16 protein-coding genes and 1 pseudogene are annotated in these 25,052 nt (G+C 42.1%); 6 read left to right on the forward strand and 11 right to left on the reverse strand.

Translation table 11 applies throughout. The features are described from left to right. Nucleotides 1–31: 31 nt before the first annotated feature. Entirely contained in the window at nt 32–730 is a 699-nt protein-coding gene (locus tag V7K98_RS14010; RefSeq protein WP_335022718.1) for a phosphoribosyltransferase, read from the reverse strand. A 192-nt stretch (nt 731–922) separates the two neighbouring features. Here V7K98_RS14010 and V7K98_RS14015 point away from each other — a divergent pair, with 192 nt between their 5' ends. Together V7K98_RS14015 and V7K98_RS14020 are read left to right on the forward strand one after the other, a co-directional pair. Beyond that, the gene (locus tag V7K98_RS14015; protein ID WP_335022720.1) at nt 923–1,603 is read left to right on the forward strand and encodes a uracil-DNA glycosylase; all 681 of its coding nucleotides are present in this window, start codon (nt 923–925) and stop codon (nt 1,601–1,603) included. Nucleotides 1,604–1,839: 236 nt separating this feature from the next. Beyond that, nucleotides 1,840–2,157 (forward strand): annotated as a pseudogene (locus tag V7K98_RS14020) (endonuclease domain-containing protein); the annotation flags it as partial. A 111-nt stretch (nt 2,158–2,268) separates the two neighbouring features. Here the strand turns inward: V7K98_RS14020 and V7K98_RS14025 are convergent. From V7K98_RS14025 to hetZ, 3 genes are all read right to left on the reverse strand, one after another. Next, nucleotides 2,269–4,581, reverse strand: a complete 2,313-nt coding sequence (locus V7K98_RS14025; protein WP_335022840.1) for a transglutaminase TgpA family protein — start codon at nt 4,579–4,581, stop codon at nt 2,269–2,271. Nucleotides 4,582–5,490: 909 nt separating this feature from the next. Beyond that, nucleotides 5,491–6,468 carry a PatU gene (locus V7K98_RS14030; protein ID WP_335022722.1) on the reverse strand — a complete coding sequence of 326 codons (978 nt, stop codon included), beginning with the start codon at nt 6,466–6,468 and terminating at the stop codon, nt 5,491–5,493. Then, a complete protein-coding gene (gene hetZ / locus V7K98_RS14035) occupies nt 6,461–7,666 on the reverse strand; it encodes a heterocyst differentiation protein HetZ (RefSeq protein ID WP_335022724.1) in 1,206 nt (401 codons plus the stop codon). Before hetZ ends, V7K98_RS14030 begins: the two co-directional genes overlap by 8 nt. A gap of 204 nt (nt 7,667–7,870) precedes the next feature. Here hetZ and V7K98_RS14040 point away from each other — a divergent pair, with 204 nt between their 5' ends. Next, nucleotides 7,871–8,344 carry a hypothetical protein gene (locus V7K98_RS14040; protein WP_335022726.1) on the forward strand — a complete coding sequence of 158 codons (474 nt, stop codon included), beginning with the start codon at nt 7,871–7,873 and terminating at the stop codon, nt 8,342–8,344. A 303-nt stretch (nt 8,345–8,647) separates the two neighbouring features. On the opposite strand, the gene sds is transcribed toward V7K98_RS14040, so the two are convergent. From sds to V7K98_RS14070, 6 genes are all read right to left on the reverse strand, one after another. Further along, nucleotides 8,648–9,619, reverse strand: a complete 972-nt coding sequence (gene sds, locus V7K98_RS14045; protein WP_335022727.1) for a solanesyl diphosphate synthase — start codon at nt 9,617–9,619, stop codon at nt 8,648–8,650. Between the two features lie 1,342 nt (nt 9,620–10,961). Continuing rightward, the gene (locus tag V7K98_RS14050) at nt 10,962–13,109 is read right to left on the reverse strand and encodes a Bpu10I family restriction endonuclease (protein ID WP_335022729.1); all 2,148 of its coding nucleotides are present in this window, start codon (nt 13,107–13,109) and stop codon (nt 10,962–10,964) included. Between the two features lie 424 nt (nt 13,110–13,533). Further along, nucleotides 13,534–14,400 (reverse strand): glutamate racemase, encoded by an 867-nt coding sequence (gene murI, locus V7K98_RS14055; protein WP_335022732.1) that lies wholly within the window; start codon nt 14,398–14,400, stop codon nt 13,534–13,536. 127 nt (nt 14,401–14,527) lie between these two features. Continuing rightward, nucleotides 14,528–16,417: an N-acetylmuramoyl-L-alanine amidase gene (locus V7K98_RS14060; RefSeq protein ID WP_335022734.1), complete on the reverse strand. Its 1,890-nt coding sequence runs from the start codon at nt 16,415–16,417 to the stop codon at nt 14,528–14,530. A gap of 315 nt (nt 16,418–16,732) precedes the next feature. Beyond that, entirely contained in the window at nt 16,733–18,625 is a 1,893-nt protein-coding gene (locus V7K98_RS14065) for an N-acetylmuramoyl-L-alanine amidase (RefSeq protein WP_335022736.1), read from the reverse strand. A 598-nt stretch (nt 18,626–19,223) separates the two neighbouring features. Beyond that, on the reverse strand, nt 19,224–20,702 hold the full coding sequence (locus V7K98_RS14070; protein ID WP_335022738.1) for a cation:proton antiporter: 1,479 nt from the start codon (nt 20,700–20,702) through the stop codon (nt 19,224–19,226). Between the two features lie 429 nt (nt 20,703–21,131). On the opposite strand from V7K98_RS14070, the gene V7K98_RS14075 reads away from it, so the two are divergent. Then, nucleotides 21,132–21,872, forward strand: coding sequence for an SIMPL domain-containing protein (locus tag V7K98_RS14075; protein WP_335022842.1), 741 nt, complete (start codon nt 21,132–21,134; stop codon nt 21,870–21,872). A 529-nt stretch (nt 21,873–22,401) separates the two neighbouring features. On the opposite strand, the gene V7K98_RS14080 is transcribed toward V7K98_RS14075, so the two are convergent. Continuing rightward, on the reverse strand, nt 22,402–22,764 hold the full coding sequence (locus tag V7K98_RS14080) for a single-stranded DNA-binding protein (RefSeq protein ID WP_335022740.1): 363 nt from the start codon (nt 22,762–22,764) through the stop codon (nt 22,402–22,404). Nucleotides 22,765–23,127: 363 nt separating this feature from the next. Here V7K98_RS14080 and V7K98_RS14085 point away from each other — a divergent pair, with 363 nt between their 5' ends. Together V7K98_RS14085 and mreC are read left to right on the forward strand one after the other, a co-directional pair. Then, complete coding sequence (locus V7K98_RS14085; protein WP_094330992.1) at nt 23,128–24,135, forward strand: rod shape-determining protein; 1,008 nt, start codon at nt 23,128–23,130, stop codon at nt 24,133–24,135. Between the two features lie 99 nt (nt 24,136–24,234). After that, nucleotides 24,235–25,044, forward strand: coding sequence for a rod shape-determining protein MreC (mreC, locus tag V7K98_RS14090; protein ID WP_335022742.1), 810 nt, complete (start codon nt 24,235–24,237; stop codon nt 25,042–25,044). Nucleotides 25,045–25,052: the final 8 nt, after the last annotated feature.

Genomic DNA, 25,052 nt, shown 5'->3' on the forward strand with positions numbered 1-25,052 from the left:
AGAGGAATAATTAAAAGTTAATAATTCAAAATTACTCGCACAGATCCATTGGCTCTATTGTATTTTGTTGCTGGAGATATTTCATAACTTCTAATGTATCAACTTGGGGAAATTGGGCATAAAAATTGCTCACACTCCAGAAGGGTTCTGGTGTTTGCAAGACGATTGTGCGATCGCCCCACTGTTCTAACCAAGGTAGCAATTTTAGCGGAGCTACTGGAGTGCATAGCCAAACTGCTGCTGGCGAAAGCGCTTTGATGGCAGTTGCTGCTACCGCTATTGTCATACCTGTAGCAATGCCATCATCAACTAAAATGACCGTAGCATTCTCAGTATTCACCTCTGGACAAGCAGGAATTAATTGAGCTTCAAGAGACTTCGCTTGATTAATGGCTTTATTTAAAGCTACTTCCCGCAACCGCGCGTCATATTTAGACCGAAATAGCTTTTGATCGCCCCAAAGAACATTTCCACAAGTAGTCACTGCACCAATTGCTAACTCTGGGTTTTCTGGATGGCTAATCTTTTTCGCTACGACGATTGTCAAAGGACAATCCAAAAGACGTGCTATTGGTGCTGCGACTGGTATGCCCCCTCTTGGCAAAGCATAAACAATTGGTACAGGCTTTACTCCAGAATCAATAGTTTGCTGAGTCAAAACATCATGAATCACTCGTGCCAATAATTCACCCGCATGGGTGCGATCGGCAAAAAGCGGGGTATGGGACATGGGTTCCCCCAGCATCTTAGGACGGCAATGCTTTTATCATGACTGAATTTTGTCTCAAATTAACTGATACAATAAGATTTGTATAAATAATTAAGTACTCAGCAAAAGTCTATTGATTCTGATAAATCTCCAAGCAAAGCAGTATTTTACTCAGATAAGACAGCTGGTGCTGATGCCAAAATCCTAATTTTCATGAGCAGCGAAACCCAACTCAGTCTCTTCGACGACTCAACCTTTAACCAACGAGAACTGATTCCCACAGACGCGAAAATTGCGATCGCTCCGGGAACTTATGCCACCATAATGGAGTTGACACAGCATTGCGATCGCTGTCACCGTTGCCCATTGGGAGACACTCGTATTCATACTGTTGTCGGACGCGGTAATCTCAAAGCACCAATTATGGTTATCGGGGAAGCGCCTGGTCAAAATGAAGACGAAACGGGTTTACCATTTGTAGGCAGATCGGGACAGTTGCTAGAGAAAATTTTGGCATCAGTGAATCTTACTACTGAGCAAGACGTATACATTGCCAATATAAATAAATGCCGCCCACCAGACAATAGAGTTCCCACCCCTATAGAAGTAGCGGCTTGTCTACCCTACTTACTAGAACAAATTCGTCTAGTTGACCCTAAAATAATCCTATTAACAGGTGCAACTGCTGTCAAAGGCATCACTGGCGATAAGCGAGGGATTACGAAAATTCGCGGACAGTGGCTGGAGTGGGAAGGGCGTTTATGTATGCCAATTTTTCATCCTTCCTACTTGCTGCGTAACCCTTCTAAAGAAAAAGGTGCGCCGAAATGGTTGATGTGGCAGGATATTCAGGCGGTGCGGGCCAAGTTAGACGAAATTCAAAATAACAGTTAATTCCATGTCTGATTATGCCAGAGTTTTGACTGTTAGGGAGGTTGTAAGAGTGCGATCGCTGGGAAATAATACATGAAATATTAGCTAACCACCAATCGCACAAATGACCCAAAATCAAAACCCCAACCCAAACCTCATCACCAACTCCAGTCCCCCCTCCTCGCTTGCGGGGAGGGGGTGGGGTTCCGGGATACCCTTGGCAAACCCCCCACGAACTTTAGAAAAAACTTAAACCATTAGCGCGACAGATGCGGTGTGAACCAACTCCAGCAGAAAAGTTACTTTGGCACAAGTTGAGAGACAAGCAACTTTTGGGTTTTAAGTTCCGCCGTCAGCAAACAATTGACCGTTTTATCGTCGATTTTTACTGTCATGAAGCGCGGTTAGTGGTGGAAGTGGATGGCGAAATTCATGATTACACCCAACAGGAAGATGCAATCCGTCAAGAATTTTTGGAGAGTTTGGGGTTGCAGGTTGTGCGATTTAGAAATGAGGATGTTTTGGAGAGGATGGAGAGGACATTAGAGGATATTGGTGCTTGGTTGCAGAGATAGAACCCCACCCCCAACCCCCTCCCCGCAAGCGAGGAAGGGGCTAATTATGTCGCTTTGTCGTATGAATTGAGGGGTAACAAACACACATCAGTTGATAACCCGCAACTTGGGTTACTTGTTAGTCTTACCAGCCTTTTTCAGTTCTTGCCATCTCTCTCGCAGTCGCTTCAAGTTAGGCGTATGACCACCATAACGCCAGCCAACATAGGCTTGGCTAATCTCATCTATGACCTCAGCAGTTGCTGGGGCATGATGCTGGTACGATCCTCTGGCATACTCTAAAGGTGTTTGTGCTGGATGTTTACCTAAACCTTTTTGGCTTGTCCATTGCAGCATTTGTTGATAAAGGCTTTCCATTGCTGGCAATTTCTTTAACCATCGACGGTTACGCCACTCTCGCCACTGACCCCAACCTAGCCAACCGAAGAAAGCTGCCGTAGTTGTCAAAATTAAGCCAGTTAATACACCAAACCAACCTTGAGAGAATAAAGCTAAGAACCAAGCGATCGCTCTAATCACCCACCTAAATATTGTCTCAAATACATTATTCAACAAACCTGTCACTGGAGATGGTAGCCATCCAGCAACCCAGTGCCATAACTGGCGCAACACACTAAAAGTCTGGGTATCTTCTACTGATAGAGGGATGAGGGGATGATTGGGAATGGGATCAAATGCAAACCAGCCATATTTGGGAAAATATACTTCCGTCATCGCATAAGCGTCAGTATTACGGACAACATATAGCCCTGTAAATGGATTAAATTCTCCTGCACTAAACCCTGCGACTAACCGCGCTGGGATACCAATGGAACGTAACATCACCGCGAGAACTGTTGAGAAGTGATCTGGATAACCACCTTTATATTTGAATAAAAAAGATTCTACTAAGTCATCTTTTTCTCCCAAATAAGGCAAATCTAAGGGATTTTGGGGAAGAGAGTAGCGTTGCTTTAGATATTGAGCTAAGTAGAGAGCTTTTTCATAAGGTGAATCCAAGCTTTTAGAAGACTTTGATACCCCTTCCCGATTGTAGTCAGCAAGAATTTCTTCGGTACGTTGTCGGACTTTTTCGGCAATTTCGGGAGGAATTTGCAGATAATGCTTCTTAATCTGTTGGGGATAATTAGTAGAAGCTTCACCTAATAAAGTGCGATCGCGGTATGGTACTTCAGAAATTACTGTGTAAGTGAGTCCTTGTGATAATTCCACAGGCGATCGCAATCCATTTTCTGTATCAACTGCAATCAGTGGTGTGGGAAAGTAAATCTCTTTAGGATAAGCCATCGCCGGAATTAAGTTAGGCAAATCGTCCACCACTGTATAAGTTTGGACTATCTCTTGGGTTTTACCAGTCATCACAGGTGGATTCAAGAAAATTTGGTAAGACCAAGGCGCTCGCCTCATAGTCATAACATTTTCATTTCGTGAGACTTCCCATCCCTTACCTGTATAACGATCAAATCCTAATACTCGCCAAAAACCCTCAGCTTGCGATCGCACCCGCATCACAACTTTAGGTTTCATCTCGCCGCGTAAGTTTTGATTAATCTGGCTATTAAAACCGTAATAAAAGTTATTATCTACTTTCCCCGGTTGACCAGTTTTGCTTTGTCCTGTACCACCGCTACCATTACCTTGATTACTACCATTACCTTGACGGACATAACCGGGATTAATGATCCTACTACCTGTAAAATTACCTTTTAACTCGATAGGAGAACTTACAGGAAAATTCCGTAACTGATAGCCAGGGAATCTGGGTAAAACAGCAAAAATTGCCAGTCCTAGACCGACAATTAGCAAAAAAGTTAGAATTAAAAATTTAAAATTAAGAGTTGAGGAATTTTTATTGTTGAGTTTTTCCTTTTGAGCTTTTAATGGCTGCAAACCCAAGCGTGAGCGATAATCCAATACTAAAGTTGGCAGAGCGATCGCTAAAAATAACAGCAACACAGGTGCAAATGCTAAAGTCTGACTTAGGGTTGCCGCGACACCCAATAAAATCAGTCCTATAACAATGGAATAACCTAAATCTTTCCGGCGGGGTGTATCAAAGCTATGCAACACCTGGAGTTGAATTAATAACTCCGCTAAACCCAACCGTGTATCATTCAACTCTCCCACTAACCGCCCAAAGAAAGCACCCAGTGCTATTAACATACCGATAGCAATGCAGAATTTAATTGCAACATTGGCATCACGGCGACGATAGTGACTCCAAACCGCACCAACTAAACTCAGGGGTAACGCCCAAAAACTGAATGAAGTTTCCGCAGCAATATCCGTCGCTACAATTCCTAAAATAACTAACGCTAGCACCAGCGATCGCAAGGAAATTGAATCTTCTACCTCTATTAAAGGCGATCGCTGTAAATTTTGCCGCCAGAAATTACCTACAGGGACACGCCAAAACCGATTCATCCTGGATAAGTTGAGCATTTCGAGTCTAAATATAGATGCCACGGAAACAATACCGAGGACGAAACTCTTCGCCCTACTTTAAAGTATTCCCGTTAGAAGAAGCTTTATAGCGTTTCTTAATCACATGAGTTACATCATAGCCCCCTCCTCGCTTGCGGGGAGAGCAGGGTGGTTTCATACAAGCAGAGAAAAACTGAGTTTCAAAGCCTCTCTCCGCTTGTCTGACGACAGGCTAACGCCAACGGGGAGAGGTTTGGAGAGGGGTAAAAAGCCACGCTGCAAAACGGGAAATCAAGACTTATGTATTTTTCTTTTTTCGTATGAAACCACCCTGCTCCTCGCTTGCGGGGAGAGGGGGGTGGGGTTAAGTACCTACTCAACTGAGAACCGCTATATTATCCTGCCTTCATGCATCTATCGAGGTTTAGCGCCTATTTTTACAAAACGAAGTACCCCAAACTACCAACGCCAGAGCCTGGGATTTCTACATTCGCCGACTCATCAATAGCATCACATTTCTTTCTTCTCTCTGCGTTCTCTGCGCCTCTGCGGTAATGCCTCCGGCACGCTCCGCGAACGTCAAAACATAAATTTTGTATAAAAAAACAACACAAACAAATAAATTCGTTGTGAAAAATTGGTAGCTTAGTAAAACAAAGGTAAAATCAGCACAACACAATAAACTCACTCATTCCCCAGGTTTTGTTAGTAACCGGGTAGACAGACGAGTAACCACGAAAAAAATCAATTATGGAATGGAGGGTGAATCTACACCCACTGGTTAACTTCAACCAAGCCTTAAGTATAAGGAAGCACCCTGTTGCTAGTAGTATGTAGAGAATAAAAAAGCCCCAAGGCAATATTTACCTTAAGATGTTCCGCATTACGTACTAGTAGTAGTAGTTAAAGTTATACAGTGGGATTAATGACAAACAAAAGCGGCTGTTCGTCGATTTCTGGAAACTCAACTTCCAAAGTATAAGTTGGGTTAAGTTGCTCACAACCTAACTCTACACTTAAGCATCCTGGAGTCGAAGATGTTGCCATTGCTAAAGTGCCACTTCCCCGAAGGATCAAAGTCCCTTTAACAGGTAACTCAGCCTGAACAAGTAACTTCGTAAGTTTACCTACAGACTGGTACTCTACTCTGATGTTCAAATTACCGACAGTGGTTAACCATTGTCTTTCTACCACTGGACTGGTTGCTGAAAGTGGTAGAGTAAGATTTTCCAGCAATTGTTTAGCCGCCATCAACGACAAAGCCATCTGTTGACGCGGTTGTAAATCTGAGTAATCGCTCTGAATACTTGGCATTGTCTCCAGAGTACTTGCAGAACGATAGGTGCTTCTTAGCACCAGTCCAGCCATATCATTTAATGCTTGAGGCTCGTTGGGAAAAAAGTTCTCCACCACTTGAACTAATTTTGCTCCCAGAGGTATTGAAGATGTCACCAACGCCTGACATTGTTCCAGCAGTTGCTGGAAAACTCTCTCCGGTAAAGGACGTGGCAGATTCAGCTTCGACTGTTGCACCATCCACCCCCAGCTAGGAACGAGCGTCATTGACGGCTCTTCCACAAAATCGGGATAGTCGATTAATTGTGTTTCCCAGGGAAATAAAGGTGGGTGATCTTGGACTTGGATTAGTAACCGACGTTTAATAACAGCTTGAAAACGATCTTGCACAGTAGGAATTTCTCCCAATTGAAGGGTTTGGGGGTTTTCTCCCAATTTTGGCTCACTGCTTTTTGAAGCAGTAGCTTCATTGAGGAGTTTTTTTACCCCGTCATTTTCCTCACATTGTACTGATTGCTCGTTATTTTTGACATCATCTGCCAATAACCAACTGAGATACCAGTATTGTGAGGATTCTGAGTCACTATTCATGAGTAGATGCACCTGATCCGGACACTAATGAGTTACGAATTTCCCAAGCTTGCTCAAGAATCTTAAACCAGCGTTTTTGAAGTTGTGCCATTGACAGCCCTAAAGTTTTGGCGATTTTCTCATCGGCTTGTCCTTGTTGCTTCAACTCTAATAAAGACCGTTGCTTATTGTCCAGCTGTGCTGTGTATACTTGCCATTGCTGGGGAGTTAAACCCAAATTGGTGTGTAAAGAAGCTTCTAGCCACTCGTGAACTAATTCCCAACGGTGTAACAATGCAAACCTAATTAAATGATACTTGAAGCGCTGCTGTAAGTAATCTCTCTGGCGAGGGGTTAAACCTAAAACCGACTCAATTTCCTGGGCTGATAAATCTTGGAGGCGGAGGGAAAAGTAATCAGCACAGTCAGATTGTTGCCGTTCTTCGAGATAATTCATTAATTCTGTAACCACAACAGAACGCAACGTATCTTCTTCAGGTTCGGGTTCGGCTTGCGTTGCCATTGTGGAGCGTAACTGATGCACTGCTGGTTCTTCCCAAGAACCATCGCCTTCATTATTGCTGCCTTCTGCGGCTTGTTCTATATCTACACTGGTTTCTGGGGGCTGTTGTTGAGAAAAAGTTTGCGCCCGCAAAATAATTAACTGCTGCTGACGGCCTGGTAAAGGAATGCGTCGCTTGCCGTAGCGTTCGCTAAATGCCATGTACTCGGACAATTCTAGAAGCGTCTGAGGGCGATAAGTAGCACCTAGTTGATTTTCTCGGCGGAAAGCGTTTAATGCTTCTAGATAAAAACTTTGTAAAAAATCTTCAATTATAGTCAGTCGCCCTTGATAACTCAATTGCTTCTGAGGCGGATTAATATATCGATAAATAATTGCACTCAAAGTGCTGTGTAATTCTACCCTGCCCCGATTTGAACCCAACTGATAGTACCTGAGACACTGTTGCAGCCGATGCCGAGCCAGGGTGAGCGCCGAGCTTTCTACAGTTCCAGAAGCTTGAATACGTTTGCTCTCATGGCAAATCCGATAGACTTCGGTAGTAATACGTCTTGCTACATCGTGGCAGTTCTGTTCCGAAGCTTTGGTCGATTGTTGAAACTCGTTGGACAGGAGTTGAAAGATCGCCTCCACGCCTTTAGAATTTTCTCCCAGAATATTTGCAGATGGAATAGTTACGGTTGCGGCTGAATTCATAGTCTCAGTTTTCAAAAGACCCTAAGTATTTAAATACAACCTGTACGACTGTGGGTATTGGCTTTTTGAGTTTTACGTATAAGCTAAACGCAGACCAATTCTATATTGAGAATGTGGCTGATTTTATTATTCCCAACTTGGATGGGATTGTTCACACTTTGATAGATGTTATTGCCATTACCCAAGAGCCGTATACAAGTCATTATGGATTTAGAAACACAAATTCAATTGCTGATTGACAATGCACCCCGCGATGGTATAACACCAAATCTGATTTCAGCAATTGCTCCTGCTCTTAGAGCGATCGCTCAAAAATTACGTCACCCCCAGTACTATATTCTCCAAAATTCAGAGGCAAGCTGGGTTTTAACTACTTTGAGCAATCTTACTAATCCAGGATTGGAAAAGCGAGTTATTTACGCTTTCCCTACCATACAGGATGTCTCTCTATTTTCCCCTGCTGGGCTTGACCCTCAAATGCTAGCTAAAATTACTCCTGTCACCCATATTTTGTTCCAATTGGTGGCATTAGAACCCGTAGATAGTATCGTTTTTTTGGAAACGCCGGGTAAGACCACTCATACCGTTGAAATTCGGCGAACCGATCTAGAGAAACGTATGCAGCATCAGTTACGACAACCGCGATCGCCTAAACAGATACCCCCTGATATTGCATAGAAAAATCTGGGATGCGGGATTTTTTAGATACAATCCCACATCCCAAATTTTAAATCTCAAATTCTTTTAAAAAAGTTTTTGATGAAAAGAAATTAATCCCAATGACTACCTTTTTAGTTCTTTAAAGAACCAGGCGATCGGCTTAATTTTCTGCATAATCTAAAATTGATTAACAAATAGTTATCAGTGAACATTTTTCAAAATTTAGCTGACTATTGAGCCAAATTTACCCACCTAAGAACATCTGGCAGGTTCAACTTGGCATCTAAAGCCCCATTTTGTACCTAATAACTGATAACTAATTTAATAGAGACGACTCAGTGTGTACTCAGCTATGTTAATCAATGCCTGGTGAGATTCTGAGGGTGGAAGAACTGCAAGATGTTCAATTGCTAACTTCGCATGATGACCAGCTAACTCTCGCGCCTGCTGTATGCCTTGACTATCTTGAATTAGTGCTAGTGCTTGCTCTAAATCCCCTTCTTGAGCAAACTCTCGATCAATCAGCGCTTCCAAGGATGGTTTTTCTGCTAAAGCAAATAAAACTGGTGCAGTCAGATTACCACTTTTCAGATCAGACCCCACTGGTTTGCCCAAGGTATCTGTTGTACTTGTGAAATCTAGAATGTCGTCAACAATTTGAAATGCTATGCCAAAATGACGACCGTAGCTATACAGATGCTCAACAGTTTCCCGCGAAACTTCACTAAGTAACCCAGCAGCTTTAGAACTGTTGGCGATTAACGAAGCTGTTTTGTAATAACTCTTCTGGAGGTAAGTTTCAATCGAAGTACCAGCATCAAAACGATTTAATCCCTGCTGGATCTCCCCAGTAGCCAGATCCATAATTACTTCTGAGAGGAGTTTCACCACCTCCAAGTTATCCAAGTTTGCTAAATACCAGGAAGATTGGGCAAAAAGAAAATCTCCTGCTAATATGGCAATGCGATTACCGAACAAACTATGAACGGTAGGAACGCCTCGCCGCACGTCTGATTCATCTACCACATCGTCATGTACCAAGCTTGCTGTGTGAATCATTTCTGTAATCTCAGCTAGCCGGCGATGACGTGGTGTAATATCTTGCTCTAACATTGTTGCCCGCGATATTAGCAGGACAATTGCTGGTCTGATACGCTTTCCCCCGGCTCCGAATAAATGTTCGGCTGCTGCAAACAAAATGGGGTGGCGATTTCCAACTAGCTGTTTTAGGTTATCTGCTAGTAGTCGCAGGTCTGCTTCCACAGGGGTAAACAGGGAGGTGGCTGGGGTCATGGATGGGCGGACTCTGACTTAGGTTACGAAAGTTTACATATCCTACACTCATTTTAAGATAACCCTGTGCCAGCGCAAAGTTTTCATAAGTTAATCCCATTATCATGAGTCTATCGGTGACAATTAAGGTTGATGATACTTTTGTCAATAAGCAATAATGCTTAATTTTGGAGAAAATCATGTTTTAAACTAACTTAAGATATGACTTCTCAGTATACGTGAATAAATATCAGCTTAAATTGTATCAAGTAGTTTCCCAGTATACATTTACCGCCACAGTTCAAAGCAAAATTAAAGCAATATTACTTATTGACAAAATAGATGTACTTTAAATGAAGTTGCCAATGGATAAAACCAAATTTCTTCAGAACTGATAGTGTAACTGTTCAAAAAATTTGAAATTTAGCAGTCGAATGGGCTTCAAATTCAGGTTCGTTGTGTTACGCTAGAATATAGGAATTTTAAATTTTTCAGATATTCACGCCCCAAAAGTAAGTCACTTACTAAGTGATTTTACTGCATCGGTAATGTGAGTCTAAAATAATTACTCGTAGCTTAAGATTAAGGAAATAATTCCTTTGATTTTTCCTGCGATATGCAAAACTCCTGGTTTGGAGCTATGTGATATCCCTATGGGAAGTCGCTACACGTCTTCAGCGCACGTTGAGCGCAAGCATTGCTCTTTTCACAGCAGTGTGAGTAAAAATAACACAGATCAATAAACCTCTGAGAATCGTAGTTTTAGATTGCTAAGTGGCAATATAACTGCTGTGGTATCTATGGTCTGTAATAAGTCTCATTAGACAATTGAGTTCTTTGTCCGTAGAGGATTTTTTCTCTATAGGTAATTTTACTATATGAAACTACAGTAACCAAAAATGTACTTGGTTGGCTGAGGTTCTACTAATTTTATGGAATTTTATATTCGTTTGAAAAGGTGCTAGTAGAACAATGATTTACGGAAGTATACCTATGATGATTTTTATTTTAGCGTCTGGATATTTGTTCACAGTCTACCTGTTATTAGCACTGGCGAAACGAACGGGTACAAACACTATTCCTACAAGTTTCCCTTCCTCTACCGAAGGAAAACACAAGCAGGAGATATCAGTTAATAGTCAGTAGTGAGAAGTGGGGAGTGAGGAGTTAGGAGTTAGGAGTTAGGAGTTATTAATTCAAAACTTTTAACTTCTAATATCTATTACATCTAAGGTTGCTCCCGAACAAGGGGATTTTGCGCCTTAACTTACCAAACTTGATTCTATACAGTTTCACAAAGAATGGGTATAAACCTCGTATAGCTCGAAACCCCTGGTTTTTCTGCAAAAAAATAGAAACAACATTAGAAATGCCCTTGGTCTAAAACATTTTCCATTGATGGACTTGTATCGTCAATTAGAACTTGAATCTTATCAATCATCCTTTGAAATACGTCAGGGTAGTACTTAGAAGAATCCAAAAAGTCTACATATTCCTGTCTGTGAAGTTGCCTTTCCTCCGGTGTTCTATACTCTTGTCGAATATTAGAAGACATCCGCTTAGTTTTCCGCACAATTAAAACATCATCAATTTGAGTTGAAATTATTGAAATTGGTGTCATATCAAGAAATTCACAAATCAGAAAATATAAAGATCCAGGAACAGCTATCTTTAAATCTCTACTTGTTGCTACTGCTTCTTGAAACATAGTTTTATCTAAATTTGTTTTGCATTCCGCACAAACATATCCAAGATGTGATTCAATTAACTTGTAGTCTTTAAACTCTCGATCAAAGGATGACTTTAAATATAACCTTTTTCCAAGTATAAAATCCTGATCTTTAGTTCTAATGCTTGGTTCACCACCTTGACCGAGATTTCCAAGAGAAGATAGAAAACTAAGTCCAGAGAAGGTATTTCTTGGGCCTAACTCGAAAGAATCATCTATTCCTCGCAAACTACGGAAAACTACTTGTGGCAAAAATTCTTCCAGGACAGTATTATCTAGCTTTAACTGCCCCTTCTGTCTATACAAAAAGTTATCTGAACTATCAAATATTAGGTCAAGTTCAATAAAACGTTTATATCGGTTAGTAGCTTCGACTAACTTCTCTACTGTATCTGTTTGACCACGCTCAATTGTTTCTAACTCAGCAATCCACTCGTGATACTTTCTAACAGCTTCTTTTACCCGCTCTTTATCAGCTTCAGGTAGACGACGGTTATTAAGACATGCAGTTAACTTCGTGTAATGAGGGCGAGAAAGTTCAGGCATAGGTTGAACTGACTGTGAATATTTAAGGCTGACTAATTGAGTAGATTGATGAGATTGATAGATATGAAATCTTTTATCTAAAGTTGGTGTTCTTCCAATATCTTGAACTTTGTCAATTGCATCTTCTAAAAATTCAATATTTTTAGATGAGACTAAAGAAAGACCACTTTTCAGTACATCAAATGCTACTTCTCTTGCAATTTGCTCAATTTTTTCCTTATGAAAATCATTATTTAAGTTGACAAAATTAATTAAATCTTCTCTAATTATTTTACCAAATTTATTTTTGAATTCCCTCTTTTGTCTCAAAGCTCGATGAAAAAGATTTGTTCTTAGTCCAATTTTTTCAATAATATCAGCATTGTAAAAAGGCACTCCAAGAACATTAGATTCGTGTCCGACAACAAAAACAATCCGAGCCTCATTTTTAGTTACTCTTGAAATCTCCCTTAGAGTGTCAGCCATATCTAGACAGTATTGTACTACTGTGTAAAAGCGGTTTCCTCTATTTGCTCGGTTAGATCCAATTTCTGACTTTGCTATCTTTAATAAATCCCATCCTAATATCTCAGCAGAACTGCGATAGTTTTGATGATAGTTAAATACATTTATGTAAGGTGGTGAGGTAACAACAAAATCTATCTGATCGTTTTTCAATGGAAGAGTACGAGCATCAGATAGACCTACTCTGATTTTCTTTTCGGAGTAAGGAAGTTTTTCGATTACACTTGCTAAAGCAGCAAATTTATACTGTATAAATTCATTAGTAATTTTATTGTTTGCAACATCAAGAAGGATTATCAAAGCATCGAATATTTTTGTTGACTCCTCATCTAACTCATTCCTGAGCATTCTTAACTTCTCTACCAAATTTGGTACTTGGCTACCATTTTCAAAAACTCTAAAGGGGAATTCCCTATCTATCAGAGTCCTAATTATTTTGATAACCTCCTTTCTTTGAGAATTATTTATCAATTCATACGTTTTGCTAAGAATGCAGGCTGCTGGGTTAATTTCAAAACCATGTGACTCAAACGCGAGAATGCTAGCCTCTAGCAAAACAGTTCCACTACCCGCAAAAGGATCAAGAATAACTGAGTTAGATAGACAATATGAGCTTAATATAACTTCAATAAGCTGTGGTGAAAATTGACCACGCCAAGTAAATAAGTTAGCTCTGGTTTTCTCAACAATGTCAAGACTTTCTTGTGGAATGGCTTTGTCAAACTCCTTCAATTACCAATCTTCCTTATTTCTCAACTTATTCTCGTAAGCTCAGTGTAGTTTAACATTTCTTTTTGAACATTTAGGAGGGTGCAAGGCTGCTGCGCTGCGTACCTTTTAAGTTCATTAAACCTCTAACTTAGTTGTTTAAATAGTAAGCGATCATTAAGACGTTGCTTTGGCTATCGCTAGTGAAAAAGTGATGCAGAAGTAAGTTCAGTATCGATTGCTACTGCCTTTGGATTGGGGTTTATTCCTTTACATAAGTCACGCAGGGCTTGAAGTTGTGCTAAACCGCGTCCATTTTGAAAACTGGAGTTTTAAGGAGGGTATATTAATCAGCCTTGGCTTGAGTTTTGTGCTTTACCCTTGTGACAAAAAAAACTACGGTTTTCAAGGTAGACGAGGTTTAACTTCTCATTTGCGTTATATAGTTTTATTGAAGTTGGGAAATGGCGGTATCAGTGAAGCAAACCTCTTCAACCATTGGGGTGTAGCCTAGCCACTGCACTCCTGACTGAGAAAATTGTTGTGGACAACCGCTAACAGCGAAGCGGGTTGGTAGTGGGAGGTGAGTATTTTTTAAGCCTAGTAAGTCTAACTCTTGGGCACAAGCTGCTACGACATGAACGGCTGGGTCAACTAGCTTGACTTGAGAGGGAAGGAGCGATCGCAATACTGGTGTAAGGTGGGGATAATGGGTACAGCCGTGAACTAAGGTGTCAATTTCCTTCTCTAGTAAAGGTTCCAGGTAGGCTCGTGCCACTTCAGCAGTGTAGGGGTCATGAATGCGGTTTTGCTCGATGAGTGGCACAAACTCAGGACATCCAACTTGCCAGACTTGAACATCAGGAGCAATTTCGAGGATGGCGTGCTTATAAGCATTACTTTTCGCTGTAGCTGGAGTGGCAATTACACCAATGCGCTTTCCTTGCTGCACCGCAGCTTTTGCACCCGGTAGGATTACTCCCAAAATGGGTATATTGAATTCTTGACGCACAGTTTCTAGGGCTAGGGCTGAACTGGTGTTGCAAGCCATAATTACCATTTTTACCTGCTGCTGTTGTAGCCAGGTAATAATTTCGCGCGTAAATTGTAAAATTTCTGCTTGTGAACGAATTCCATAAGGAAGTCGGGCTGTATCCCCAAAGTAAACAATTGATTCATTGGGGAGTTGCCGATATAGTTGGCGCAGTACCGTCAATCCACCTACACCACTGTCAAAGATGCCAATTGGGGCACGTTGGGGTTCAAGAGCCGAAAAATCGTCAAGATTCGCATCAAAGATCGAAGATGAATACACAGGCAGATATTAATTTAGGTTTTGGGATTTAAAATACAGAATTTAGCAGACAATTGGCTAATTGACCACTAAATTCTGTACGCCAAAGCAGTCTAAATACCACCTTTTAATAGTAATTTGTACTATATTAACGCTGTAAATATTTTAGGATGCCACGAGCGATCGCTTCAGCCATCTGATTTTGATATTCTCGTGTTGCCAATCTAGGATTATCTTCTCGACCAGTCATATAACCTGTTTCTACTAAAATTGACGGCATAGAGCTTTTTCGGAGAACGTAGAATCTGGCTTTGCGAGTTCCCCGGTTTTTGATTGTACCGATGTCCTGGAGGATGGTGTTGCGAACTACTTCCGCCAAATCATAACCGCTATCGTAATAATATACTTCTAACCCATTGACATCAGGGCGATTATCAACAGAATTAGCGTGAATACTGACAAAGGCAGTCGCATTAACTCGCTGGGCAATTTCTACCCGTCCCTGAAGTTCTACGAAAAAGTCAGCATCGCGCGTTAGTACTGCTTGTACACCATGTTGTTCTAAAATTGCTGCTACCCTTTTACCAATAGGCAGAATTACATCCTTTTCTAAAAGTCCACCTAAACCGGGAGCGCCTGAGTCTTTTCCACCATGTCCTGGGTCAATAACTACTAGTAATTTCCCTCTAGGAACTGAGGGGCGCGGTTTTGGTTGGGATATAGGACGGGGATTATCTATGGGGTTTGGGAATTGCCCTTGGCTTGACGATGATAGAGGAGGTAAAAGAATCGGGGGTGTGACGTTACCAGAGGTTTGTAATTCTAGTGCCAAAAGTTCGTCGCCAACCTGGTTGAGTTCCCCAATTTGGACTCCGGCTGCTGGTTGAACCAAGACGACGACAGTATTAGATTCTTGTGGTTGCAGGCGGACTCGGAGGATAGGGCTATTAGGATTAAAAGTTGGGCCTGTGACTTTGGGAGCTAATCGAGCATTGTTGATGGTAATGCGGTACAAACCAGAAGTTCTATCCCAACCTCCTGTAGCAGATAAAGCTTGGTTGGCTCTAATTAGCAGTTGTGTGCCATTATTACCCAGTTGCACAGACTCAATAGTGGCTGTACTAGATGGTATGGGGCGTGGACTATTTCCCCCAGATAACTGGGCAATGCCACGACTGGGCAGAAGCAGAAAACCACCAACACTGCTAGTAGTTGCTCGCCAATTTTGACTATTTTCATCCACCTGTAAAGTCATGCGAACAACAGATGGGCTTGTTTGTAGTTGGCTGAACTGAATCCGGCTGACACCAAAGCGATTAATTAACAAATCGCGTTGCTCTAGATTTGGTGATAAAGTGGCGCTGGCAATGTCGATGTTAATTGCCCTTTGATCGTTGCTACGATTTACCTGAATCCGAGGATTACCACCATTGGTACGGATGAAAAAACCATCGCCTGTGACTTGTAAGTTCTCAATTTGAGTCACCCTAGAGGCAAGCATTCCGTTTTTAGGTGGATTGACAGGGGGTGTTGTCACCACGTTGTAAATATTTCTTGGGGGGAACACTGATGGAGATGTTCTCGGTGGAGTTGCGGTTGCTATAGCTTGTTCTTGTTGCCCACCAGTATTTGTTGAGGTGAGATTTTCGGCTACTGGCGTAGGTAGTTGCACCATCCAGCGATCGCCAGTTCTACCAACAAATTGTACTCCTTTGGGGTCTAAGGTATAACCAGGAGTCAGTTCAACGACTATGCGTGTCGTTTGTTCGTCAAACTGTCCAACCCGGATAGCGCGAATTGCACCACCTACCTGTTGGGTTAGCTGGGGACGGTCAAATGTCGTTCCTGGTAAATCAATTACCAAACGAGTGGGGTTAAAAATTAATTGGGCTTGGGGTTGAACACTCCCTACGGTATTAAATTCCAGCTTATTTTGATTGACATCAAAACGCCAAGATTCAAGTTTCGCGGCCATTGCTGGCGACGATAGCATGAAGATAGTTCCAATAGTACTGGATAGTAACCAGCGTAATTTCACAGTCTTTTCTCCTGATTCATATTCATGGGAGCCGTCAACATCTCAACACATTGGCAAATCCTCACACCATCACCGCACACACTTGAGTATTACGCTGTTATTAAGACACAGCTAATGGCGTAAAATATAGCACGCTCCTCTAATTTTGCCATGCCATCCATTAGCCTATATAAATTTGACTTGCAAAGCATCAGATGACAATAACAAAGATGCTATTCTTGTCCCGCCGCAATAATACTTAAATTGTTTTACTACTAAATTGGAGAACAATGGTAAAGATTAGATGTATTTACTCAATAATTTCGACTAAATTACTTATCTTCTCTTTAAATACTGAAGAACACCACGAGCGATTGCTTCTGCCATTTGATTTTGGTAAGCTGAGGTTCTGAGCCTAGCCATATCCTCTCGACCAGTCATATAACCCGTTTCCACGAGAATGGAAGGCATAGAACTTTTTCTGAGGACATAAAATCTGGCTCGTCGTACTCCCCTGTCTTTGAGAGTACCAATACTTTGAAGAATGCTACTACGGACAACACGAGCTAGATCAAGACCACTGTCGTAATAATAAACTTCCAAGCCATTAACATCGGGACGACTCGCACCTGCTGAATTAGCGTGGATACTAACAAACACATCAGCATTAGCTCGCTCTGCTAATTGCACTCTTCCAGGAAGAGTAACAAAATAGTCAGAATCCCTGGTCATAATAACTTGTACACCATTTTGCTGCAAAATTTGTGCTAGCCTTCTTCCAATCGGCAAGATCACATCCTTTTCGCGTGCCCCCCCAATACCAAGCGCTCCTGAGTCTTTACCGCCATGTCCGGGGTCAATAATGACTACCACTCGTCCATTGGAAACTCGGCGCTGTGGTTGGAATTGCGGCTGGGGATTGGGATTGTTTGGGTCTGGGAATGGCCCCCGATTTGGCGGCGGTAGCCCAGGTAAACCATAGGAGGCTCTTCCGGGAAGGGCGACAATTCGACGAGAACCTTGTATTGGTATAGCCAAAAGCTCGTTGCCGATTTGCTGGGGTTGCTCAAGTTGCACTCCGGCGGCTGGTTGAACTAAAACAACGACTGTGTTGGCTGCTTGAGGTTGCAGACGTACCCGGAGAATGGGGCTATTGGGGGCAAAAGTCGGGCCTGTAACTCTGGGCGCTAACTTGGCATTGGTAATTGTGACGCGGAACACACCGGAGGATCTATCCCAGGTTCCTGTAGCAGATAAAGTTTGGTTGGCTTTAATGAGCAGTTGTCTGCCATTATCAGCCAGTTGCACAGACTCAATGGTTGCTAAGGAGTTGTTAGCAGATAATCTACTAGGTAATGAGGGTGGTTGTGATTGATTGTCCGAATTACTACTTCCAGGCAATCTGACAACACGACTAGGTAGAAGCACCAAACCACCACTGTTACTATTACTTGCTTGCCAATTTGGGCTATTTTTATCTACCCGCAAAGTCAAGCGGACACTAGGAGTTTGGTTTTGGATTTGGGTGAATTCGACACGGCTAAGACCATGTTTGTTAACAGGTATACTATTCTGTTGCGCTAGACGTGGTGATAAAGATGCGCCAGAGACATCTATGAAGATGCTAGCCCCATCGCGGCTGCGAACTACCTGAATTCCAGGATTGCCTCCACTGGTACGGATGAACAACCCATCGCCTGTTACTGTCAAGCCCTCGATTTGAGTTGCCCCTCGTGTAGTAGTGGCAACCCTTGTAATACTGGGTTGCGGCTCAGAGTCTGGGGTAACAACACTATAAGCACTTCTGGGAGATAAGGTAGGAGGTGAGGCTACTCTATCAAATTCTGGTCTAGGTAATTGCACCGTCCAGCGTTCGCCAGTTGTCCCCATAAATTGGACTCGTTTGGGGTCTAAAGTATAACCAGGTGTCAGTTCGACAACTATACGTGTTGTTTCTGTATCAAACTGCCCAACCCGAATCGAGCGAATTCCACTGCCCACCTGTTGGGTTATTTGTGGACGGCCAAATGTTGTTCCTGGCAAATCAATTACCAGTCGAGTTGGGTTAAAAATTAGTTTTGCTTGGGGTTGAACTGTTCCTACAGTATTAATTTCCAGCCTGTTTTGATTGGCATCAAAGCGCCAAGATTCAAGCCTTGCAGCCATTGCTGGCGACGATAGCATGAAGATAGTTCCAATAGTGCTGGGTAGTAACCAGTGTAATTTCACAGTTCTTTCTCCTAATTCACGTTCATGGGAGCCATAAATATCTCAATTCATTGGGAAATCATCACGCTGTCACCACCTAAAACTTGACCTTTAATGCCTGTTTTTGATTTTTTAAGTCGGTATAAAAACACCCTCAAATGAGTTTCTGGGTTCATAATTGGGTTTAAATCCCCATGTAAAATTTTCCACCTCTAGAGGTAGAAACTCTAACTCCCAAGGAAGCTAGAAAACTAATAACTGATAACCGTTCACTGATAACTTTTTTTTGTTTGTTGCCATCAATGTACTAAATAGATAATTCCCATTACTGTCAGACGATCTAGCAAGATTTATGAGTTTTACTTCCTAACTACCTGGAAAATATTCAGATAAAGGCTAACTTGCCAAGGGAGACTGGAAATAAATAACATTCCAAATGGTGGTAGAAATTATAAACAGACGATTATTCTACAATCAGATGGGACGGAAATTTGGAGAGAGAAGTTTCCACTTTATAATTGCAGAATCTTCAAAATACGGTGATTGTACTGAATTTGGAGTGCTGAGTTCTGAGAGAAAATTACTCAAAACTCAGTAAGAATTTACCCAAGAATTCTGATTAGCGATCGCTAGAATCTGGAGTTACTTCCAAATTGCTACTATCATTTGATGCTGACACCCTAGACTGAAGTGGTTCAATTACCAACGAGTTACTAGAGGAACCATCTAAAACCAGTTGCTCTGAGCTTGCATCAACAGTTTTTGGCTCTGGAAACACAAATCGTAACAAAGGAGGAGCTAAAAAGGTTGTCAAGATAACCATCATAATGATTGCTGCCCCTAATGGTTTCGAGAGAGCGCCACTGGCTGCGCCGACACCAGCAAACACTAAGCCAACTTCCCCTCTAGGAATCATCCCCACACCGATCGCTAAACGATTAATTCCCGGTTGACCAAACACGCTTAAGCCTGTGATTACTTTACCGAGAATGGCTACTGTAATCAGGAAAGTTGCCATAATTAAACCTTCTCGATTGTCGGGAATTGCTGGGTTTAATACTCCCAAATCGGTTTTTGCCCCAACAGTCACAAAGAAAATTGGCACTAACATATCGGCAATGGGAAAGACTTGCTTTTGCAGTTCTTTGCGTTTATCCGTCTCTTCCAAAACTAAACCCGCCGCAAAAGCTCCCAAAATTGCTTCTAAGTGGATGACATCGGCAAGGTATGCCATAGCAAGGGCGAAGATGAATGCTGGTATTACCAATTCGCCGCGTGTTTGGAGCTGATCGGCGATCGCTACAAAGGACTTATTGAAAACATTCCCTAGTAGGATTGCTCCCAAAATAAAACCAGTGGCGCTGATAATCAAATAAATGACTTTGCTGACATCCACCACGCCATCTTTAGCTAAACTGGCAACTACCGCTAAAACGATGATTCCTAGAACATCGTCAATTACAGCAGCACCCAAAATAATCTGCCCTTCTTTAGAATTGAGTCGCCCCAACTCTGACAGTACTTTGGAAGTAATCCCAATACTAGTAGCTGTCAAAGCCGCCCCTGCAAAAATTGCGGGTACAGCAGCAATTCCAAATAAAGTCATCAATCCCACAGTTCCAGCAGCAAAGGGTACTACTACCCCCACTACTGCGACAACGGAGGCTTGGACACCAACTGCCATTAAGTCTTTTAAGTTCGACTCCAAACCGATTTCAAACAGCAGAACGATCGCACCAAACTCTGCCAAAACGGAAATGACCTCAGACTGCGCTGCAAACACGGCTGGAGTGGCTTCAGGCGTTAAGCCAGCAGTGATTTGCAGGAAGGACACGATCAAAGAGTTAGAACTGTCTGTGCCGCCTTCTGGAAACACTAAAAGGTGGAAAACAGAGATACCTACTACTACACCACCTACTAGTTCCCCTAAAACGGGCGGTAAACCCACTTGGTTTGATAACTCTCCACCAACTTTGCTGGCGAGATAAATGACTACTAAGCTGAGTAGCACTGCGGCTACTACCATTGAACTGTCTGCGGCTTCTGTTGCGGTAGCCAGCAGAGGAAAAGAGGAGTTGATTGGATCTAACAAATGCATGGGTTCTGTGAAAATCCTTCTCTTTGATTCTGACGTGTTTCTGAAAAACATCTATATGTAAAGACTTTTTTGGCAGGTTCAAAAACTTAATTTCTGCCATTCGTCTACTCAATCAAGCGCTATCAGAAAACTTTGCAAACCTTGACTACAGACAGTTTAGGAAGTCGCAGCAAGTCAAACTCGGTGAATTAATTGACCATTGTGACAAAATCCTTAAAAAGAATAGTGTAATTTTTTTAGTTTCAAAAAATGTAACCATTTCAGCTTTTGGCGATCGCAGTGTCAAAGTAAGAACATAGAAATCGGATCTAGCGATCACACTAAAGTTGTGAAAAACTTATGGTGGCTGTTGACTGTCAACAACCACGAAAAGATCGCTATATACGTTTATTAAAGACATCTGTGGATATTTTGAGGAGTGCAAATCTTATGACTAGAGCCGCTTTACCCGGTTCACAATTTCCATCTGGAAACTTGTGGAAAATACTGTCTTTATCTCTGCTGGTATGTACAACTTTTACACTGCCTGCATTGGCGCAAGAAAAAGATAAATTGTGGCGAACCCTTAGTGTCAGTGGTCGTGGAGTTGAAACGATTCCGACAACCTTGGCGCAAGTCAGCTTAGGAGTAGAGATTCAGGGAAAAACAGCAGAGGAAGTACAGCAAGAAGCCGCCCGGAAGTCATCGGCTGTGGTTGCGTTCCTCAAGAGTCAAAATGTCGAAAAATTACAAACTACTGGTATCCGGTTGAATCCAGTTTACAGCTACACCAATAATGTGCAGCGAATTACAGGCTATGCTGCCAATAACACCGTGAGTTTTAGAATTCCTACTGAAAAAGCCGGTACATTATTGGATGATGCAGTGAAAGCGGGTGCAACACAAATTAATGGTATTAGTTTTGTTGCCAATGATGAAGCGATCGCATCTGCTCAAAAACAAGCATTAAAAGAAGCCACCCAAGATGCCCAGCAGCAAGCCGACGCTGTTTTCAGCGCCTTGGGTTTCAAATCCAAAGAAATAGTCAGCATTCAAGTTAATAATGCTACTGCGCCTTCACCACCCATGTTTTTACGTGCTGAGGCTTCAAAGCTAGCTAATTCTTCAACTCCTGTCGTTGGTGGTGAACAGGAAGTAGAAGCATCAGTAACGTTGCAAATTAGTTATTAGGGGACTTCCAAATAAAAAAATACCCAAAAAACTGACGAAAAAAACTCTCTTCTCCTCATTCCTCAGTGTTCTGTGCGCCTCTGTGGTTCGTTTTTTGGATAATTTATTTATTGGAAATCCCTTAGTTCTTAGTTATTAGTCCTTTGCTTTCACAAATGACAAAGGACTAATATTGAACCTCGCATGACTAAAAGTCACGCGATTCCTGCTTCATAGATCCCTGCCTAAATTGCTCCAGGTCTTATGGGTTCTCCACAGGCGTTTTGATGAGTCTCCGACGCACCGGCGGCGACTTTTGAACAACTACCTTAAAAGTATGTTCAACCTCAGTACCTTAAAGATTTTACCTACTAGAAGGATGCGGCACAATGTACCCATTTCTCAGTAGAACCCCATATCTTTAGTTGTCGTGGTTCTGTTAGCTTGGTTTTCGCTATGTATATAGCGTATCAGAATATCGATTGCTTAACTCATGACTGGAAGTCACGAGTGTGCAGGTTGCAGAAATCAATTCCCAATCCCCAATTAATTAAAAATGTTCTGAAGGCATATCTCCTCCACCGCCCTCTCCATCTCGCTTAGAACCTAATAATTCCAGTTGGTCTACTCTAATAATTGGTGTAGAACGGCTTGCTCCTGTTTGGCGATCGCTCCATGTGTCAAACTTTAAGGAACCTTTGATGCCAATTAAGCTGCCTTTACGCACATAATTACCTGCTACCTCAGCCGTTTTATCCCATAATTCTAGGGTGAACCAGTCAGGTTCATCGCTGTTGCGCGATCGCCTTTTTACAGCTAGTGTCAATCTACACTTCACACTACCAGACTCAAAATATTTTATATCTGGATCGCCGCCTACACGACCAACAAGGGTGACAATATTAATACTCATACGTGTTACCTTTCAGTACAGGTGTACTCGTGAATTCTGACTTTTATCATAGCGAATTGTGAAACACTTGAAAATAATGTGTTAAACAGTTAACAATATAGTTGACTTGAAAAATTATACATAACTACTTGGAGAAACACATAAAAGTATACGGATATACTAAGCAAACCAGAGAATATCAAAACATAGATGGCTGAGACATCGTAAATATTCCTGGGAATCATATAAAAATATAGTTTAGTTTGCTGAACTCAGGATACAAACATAATCGAATCTACTCTTACCGTTGTAGTCAAGAAGTATCGCACATAGGGGGCTTAAAGACGCGTGGGTATTTTTAGGAACTTTCGCACATCATGGGATATGGGTATCGACCTCGGTACTGCTAACACCCTGGTTTATGTATCTGGTAAAGGAATTGTACTGCAAGAGCCTTCTGTAGTTGCTATCGATGTTAACGAAAAGGTAGCACTAGCAGTAGGAGAAGAAGCCAAAAAAATGCTCGGTCGCACACCTGGAAACGTGATTGCCCTCCGCCCCTTGCGCGATGGTGTAATTGCTGATTTCGATATAGCCGAGTTGATGCTGAAAAGTTTTATTCAGCGTGTAAATGAAGGCAAATCTCTGATTTTACCCCGAATTGTCATTGGCATTCCCAGTGGTGTCACAGGTGTAGAAAGGCGGGCTGTGATGGATGCGGCTCACCAAGCGGGAGCAAGAAAAGTTTATTTAATCGATGAACCTGTAGCTGCCGCCATTGGTGCAGGACTACCGGTTGCCGAACCTACTGGCAACATGATTATCGATATTGGTGGTGGTACAACAGAAGTTGCAGTGCTGAGTCTTCAGGGTACGGTAATTAGCGAATCAGTACGCATTGCTGGGGATGAACTGACTGATTCAATCATTCAGTACATTAAGAAGGTTCATAACTTAGTCATTGGTGAACGCACTGCTGAGGATATCAAGATTCGGCTTGGTTCTGCCTATCCTACCCATGATGATAATGATGCCATGATGGAAATCCGCGGCTTACACCTGCTTTCTGGTCTACCGCGAACTGTAACCATAAAAGGCCCAGAAATCCGTGAAAGCATGTTGGAACCGCTATCAGTAATTATAGAAGCTGTGAAGCGGACACTGGAACGTACACCTCCAGAACTAGCAGCAGACATTATTGACAGAGGTATCATGTTAGCTGGTGGTGGTGCTTTGCTCAAAGGCATAGATACTTTAATTAGCCATGAAACCGGGATTGTAACCCATATTGCCGCCGACCCTCTCTGCTGTGTTGTGCTGGGAACAGGTCGGGTGTTAGAGAACTTCAAACAGTTAGAACGGGTTGTTACAGAAAGCTCTCGCAATATGTAACAAAAAAATATCATACTTGAGTTCTATTTGAGTTCTATTTGGGTTCTATATAAAGAGAATCCGAATAGAACTTAATTTTATAAGTAGATAAGGGTATATATGGTTACAATACGGCGTTGGTGGGATCGTAAAGGCTTACAAATCGGGTTGTTAGCTCTAGTAGTTGGTAGTGCTTGGATATTGCGGCAGACTCAAGGTGAATTGGTGCTTGAGACATATCAGGCAATTACCCGTCCGTTAGAGATGTTGCAGTCAGGGCCAACTCCAGAAGAACGGATTAGAGATGCCCGGATATTGGAATTGCAAACCCGTATAGTAGATTTGGAAAGTCAAAAGACAAAACTACAAGATTTATTAGGTTATGTGGAAAAAGAGTCACTGACATCACGGCCAATTCCAGCCAGGGTGGTAGGACGGAGTGCTGACCAGTGGTGGCAACAAGTTACTCTCAATCGCGGTGCGAATACAGGGATTCAGGAAGGCTTTGTAGTCAAGGCCGATGGTGGATTAGTAGGTTTGGTGGAAAGTGTAACTCCCAATACTAGCCGCGTGTTGTTAATCAGTGACCTGAAAAGTCAAGTTGGTGTATCAGTTAGCCGCACGTCAGCTAAAGGCGTTTTGCGAGGAGATTCTTCTGCTGAAGCTGTGCTGGAGTTTTATGAAAAAGTCCCAAATGTCAAGATAGGAGATTTAGTTTCCACGTCTACTTATAGTCAGAAATTTCCATCTGGCTTGGCAGTAGGACGAATCAAGTCCCTCGATTTAAAGAAACTTCCGGCATCAGTGGCAAAAATTGAGCTTTTTCCACCAATCCGCTCTCTTGATTGGGTAACAGTTTATCCAAAGCCAGAAAACCAAGAGTTAGAAAACGAAAAGCCAGCAAATCAACTGCTACAAAAGTCTAAGTAAATTCTTCC

The sequence above is a fragment of the Nostoc sp. genome, from assembly GCF_036917435.1.
Lineage (GTDB): Bacteria > Cyanobacteriota > Cyanobacteriia > Cyanobacteriales > Nostocaceae > Nostoc.

Coding starts and splice junctions, on each gene's coding strand:
- V7K98_RS14010 (WP_335022718.1), bottom strand. CDS start 730: ATGTCCCATACCCCGCTTTTTGCCGATCGCACCCATGCGGGTGAATTA.
- V7K98_RS14015 (WP_335022720.1), top strand. CDS start 923: ATGAGCAGCGAAACCCAACTCAGTCTCTTCGACGACTCAACCTTTAAC.
- V7K98_RS14025 (WP_335022840.1), bottom strand. CDS start 4,581: ATGAATCGGTTTTGGCGTGTCCCTGTAGGTAATTTCTGGCGGCAAAAT.
- V7K98_RS14030 (WP_335022722.1), bottom strand. CDS start 6,468: ATGAATAGTGACTCAGAATCCTCACAATACTGGTATCTCAGTTGGTTA.
- hetZ (WP_335022724.1), bottom strand. CDS start 7,666: ATGAATTCAGCCGCAACCGTAACTATTCCATCTGCAAATATTCTGGGA.
- V7K98_RS14040 (WP_335022726.1), top strand. CDS start 7,871: ATGGATTTAGAAACACAAATTCAATTGCTGATTGACAATGCACCCCGC.
- sds (WP_335022727.1), bottom strand. CDS start 9,619: ATGACCCCAGCCACCTCCCTGTTTACCCCTGTGGAAGCAGACCTGCGA.
- V7K98_RS14070 (WP_335022738.1), bottom strand. CDS start 20,702: ATGCATTTGTTAGATCCAATCAACTCCTCTTTTCCTCTGCTGGCTACC.
- V7K98_RS14075 (WP_335022842.1), top strand. CDS start 21,132: ATGACTAGAGCCGCTTTACCCGGTTCACAATTTCCATCTGGAAACTTG.
- V7K98_RS14080 (WP_335022740.1), bottom strand. CDS start 22,764: ATGAGTATTAATATTGTCACCCTTGTTGGTCGTGTAGGCGGCGATCCA.
- V7K98_RS14085 (WP_094330992.1), top strand. CDS start 23,128: ATGGGTATCGACCTCGGTACTGCTAACACCCTGGTTTATGTATCTGGT.
- mreC (WP_335022742.1), top strand. CDS start 24,235: ATGGTTACAATACGGCGTTGGTGGGATCGTAAAGGCTTACAAATCGGG.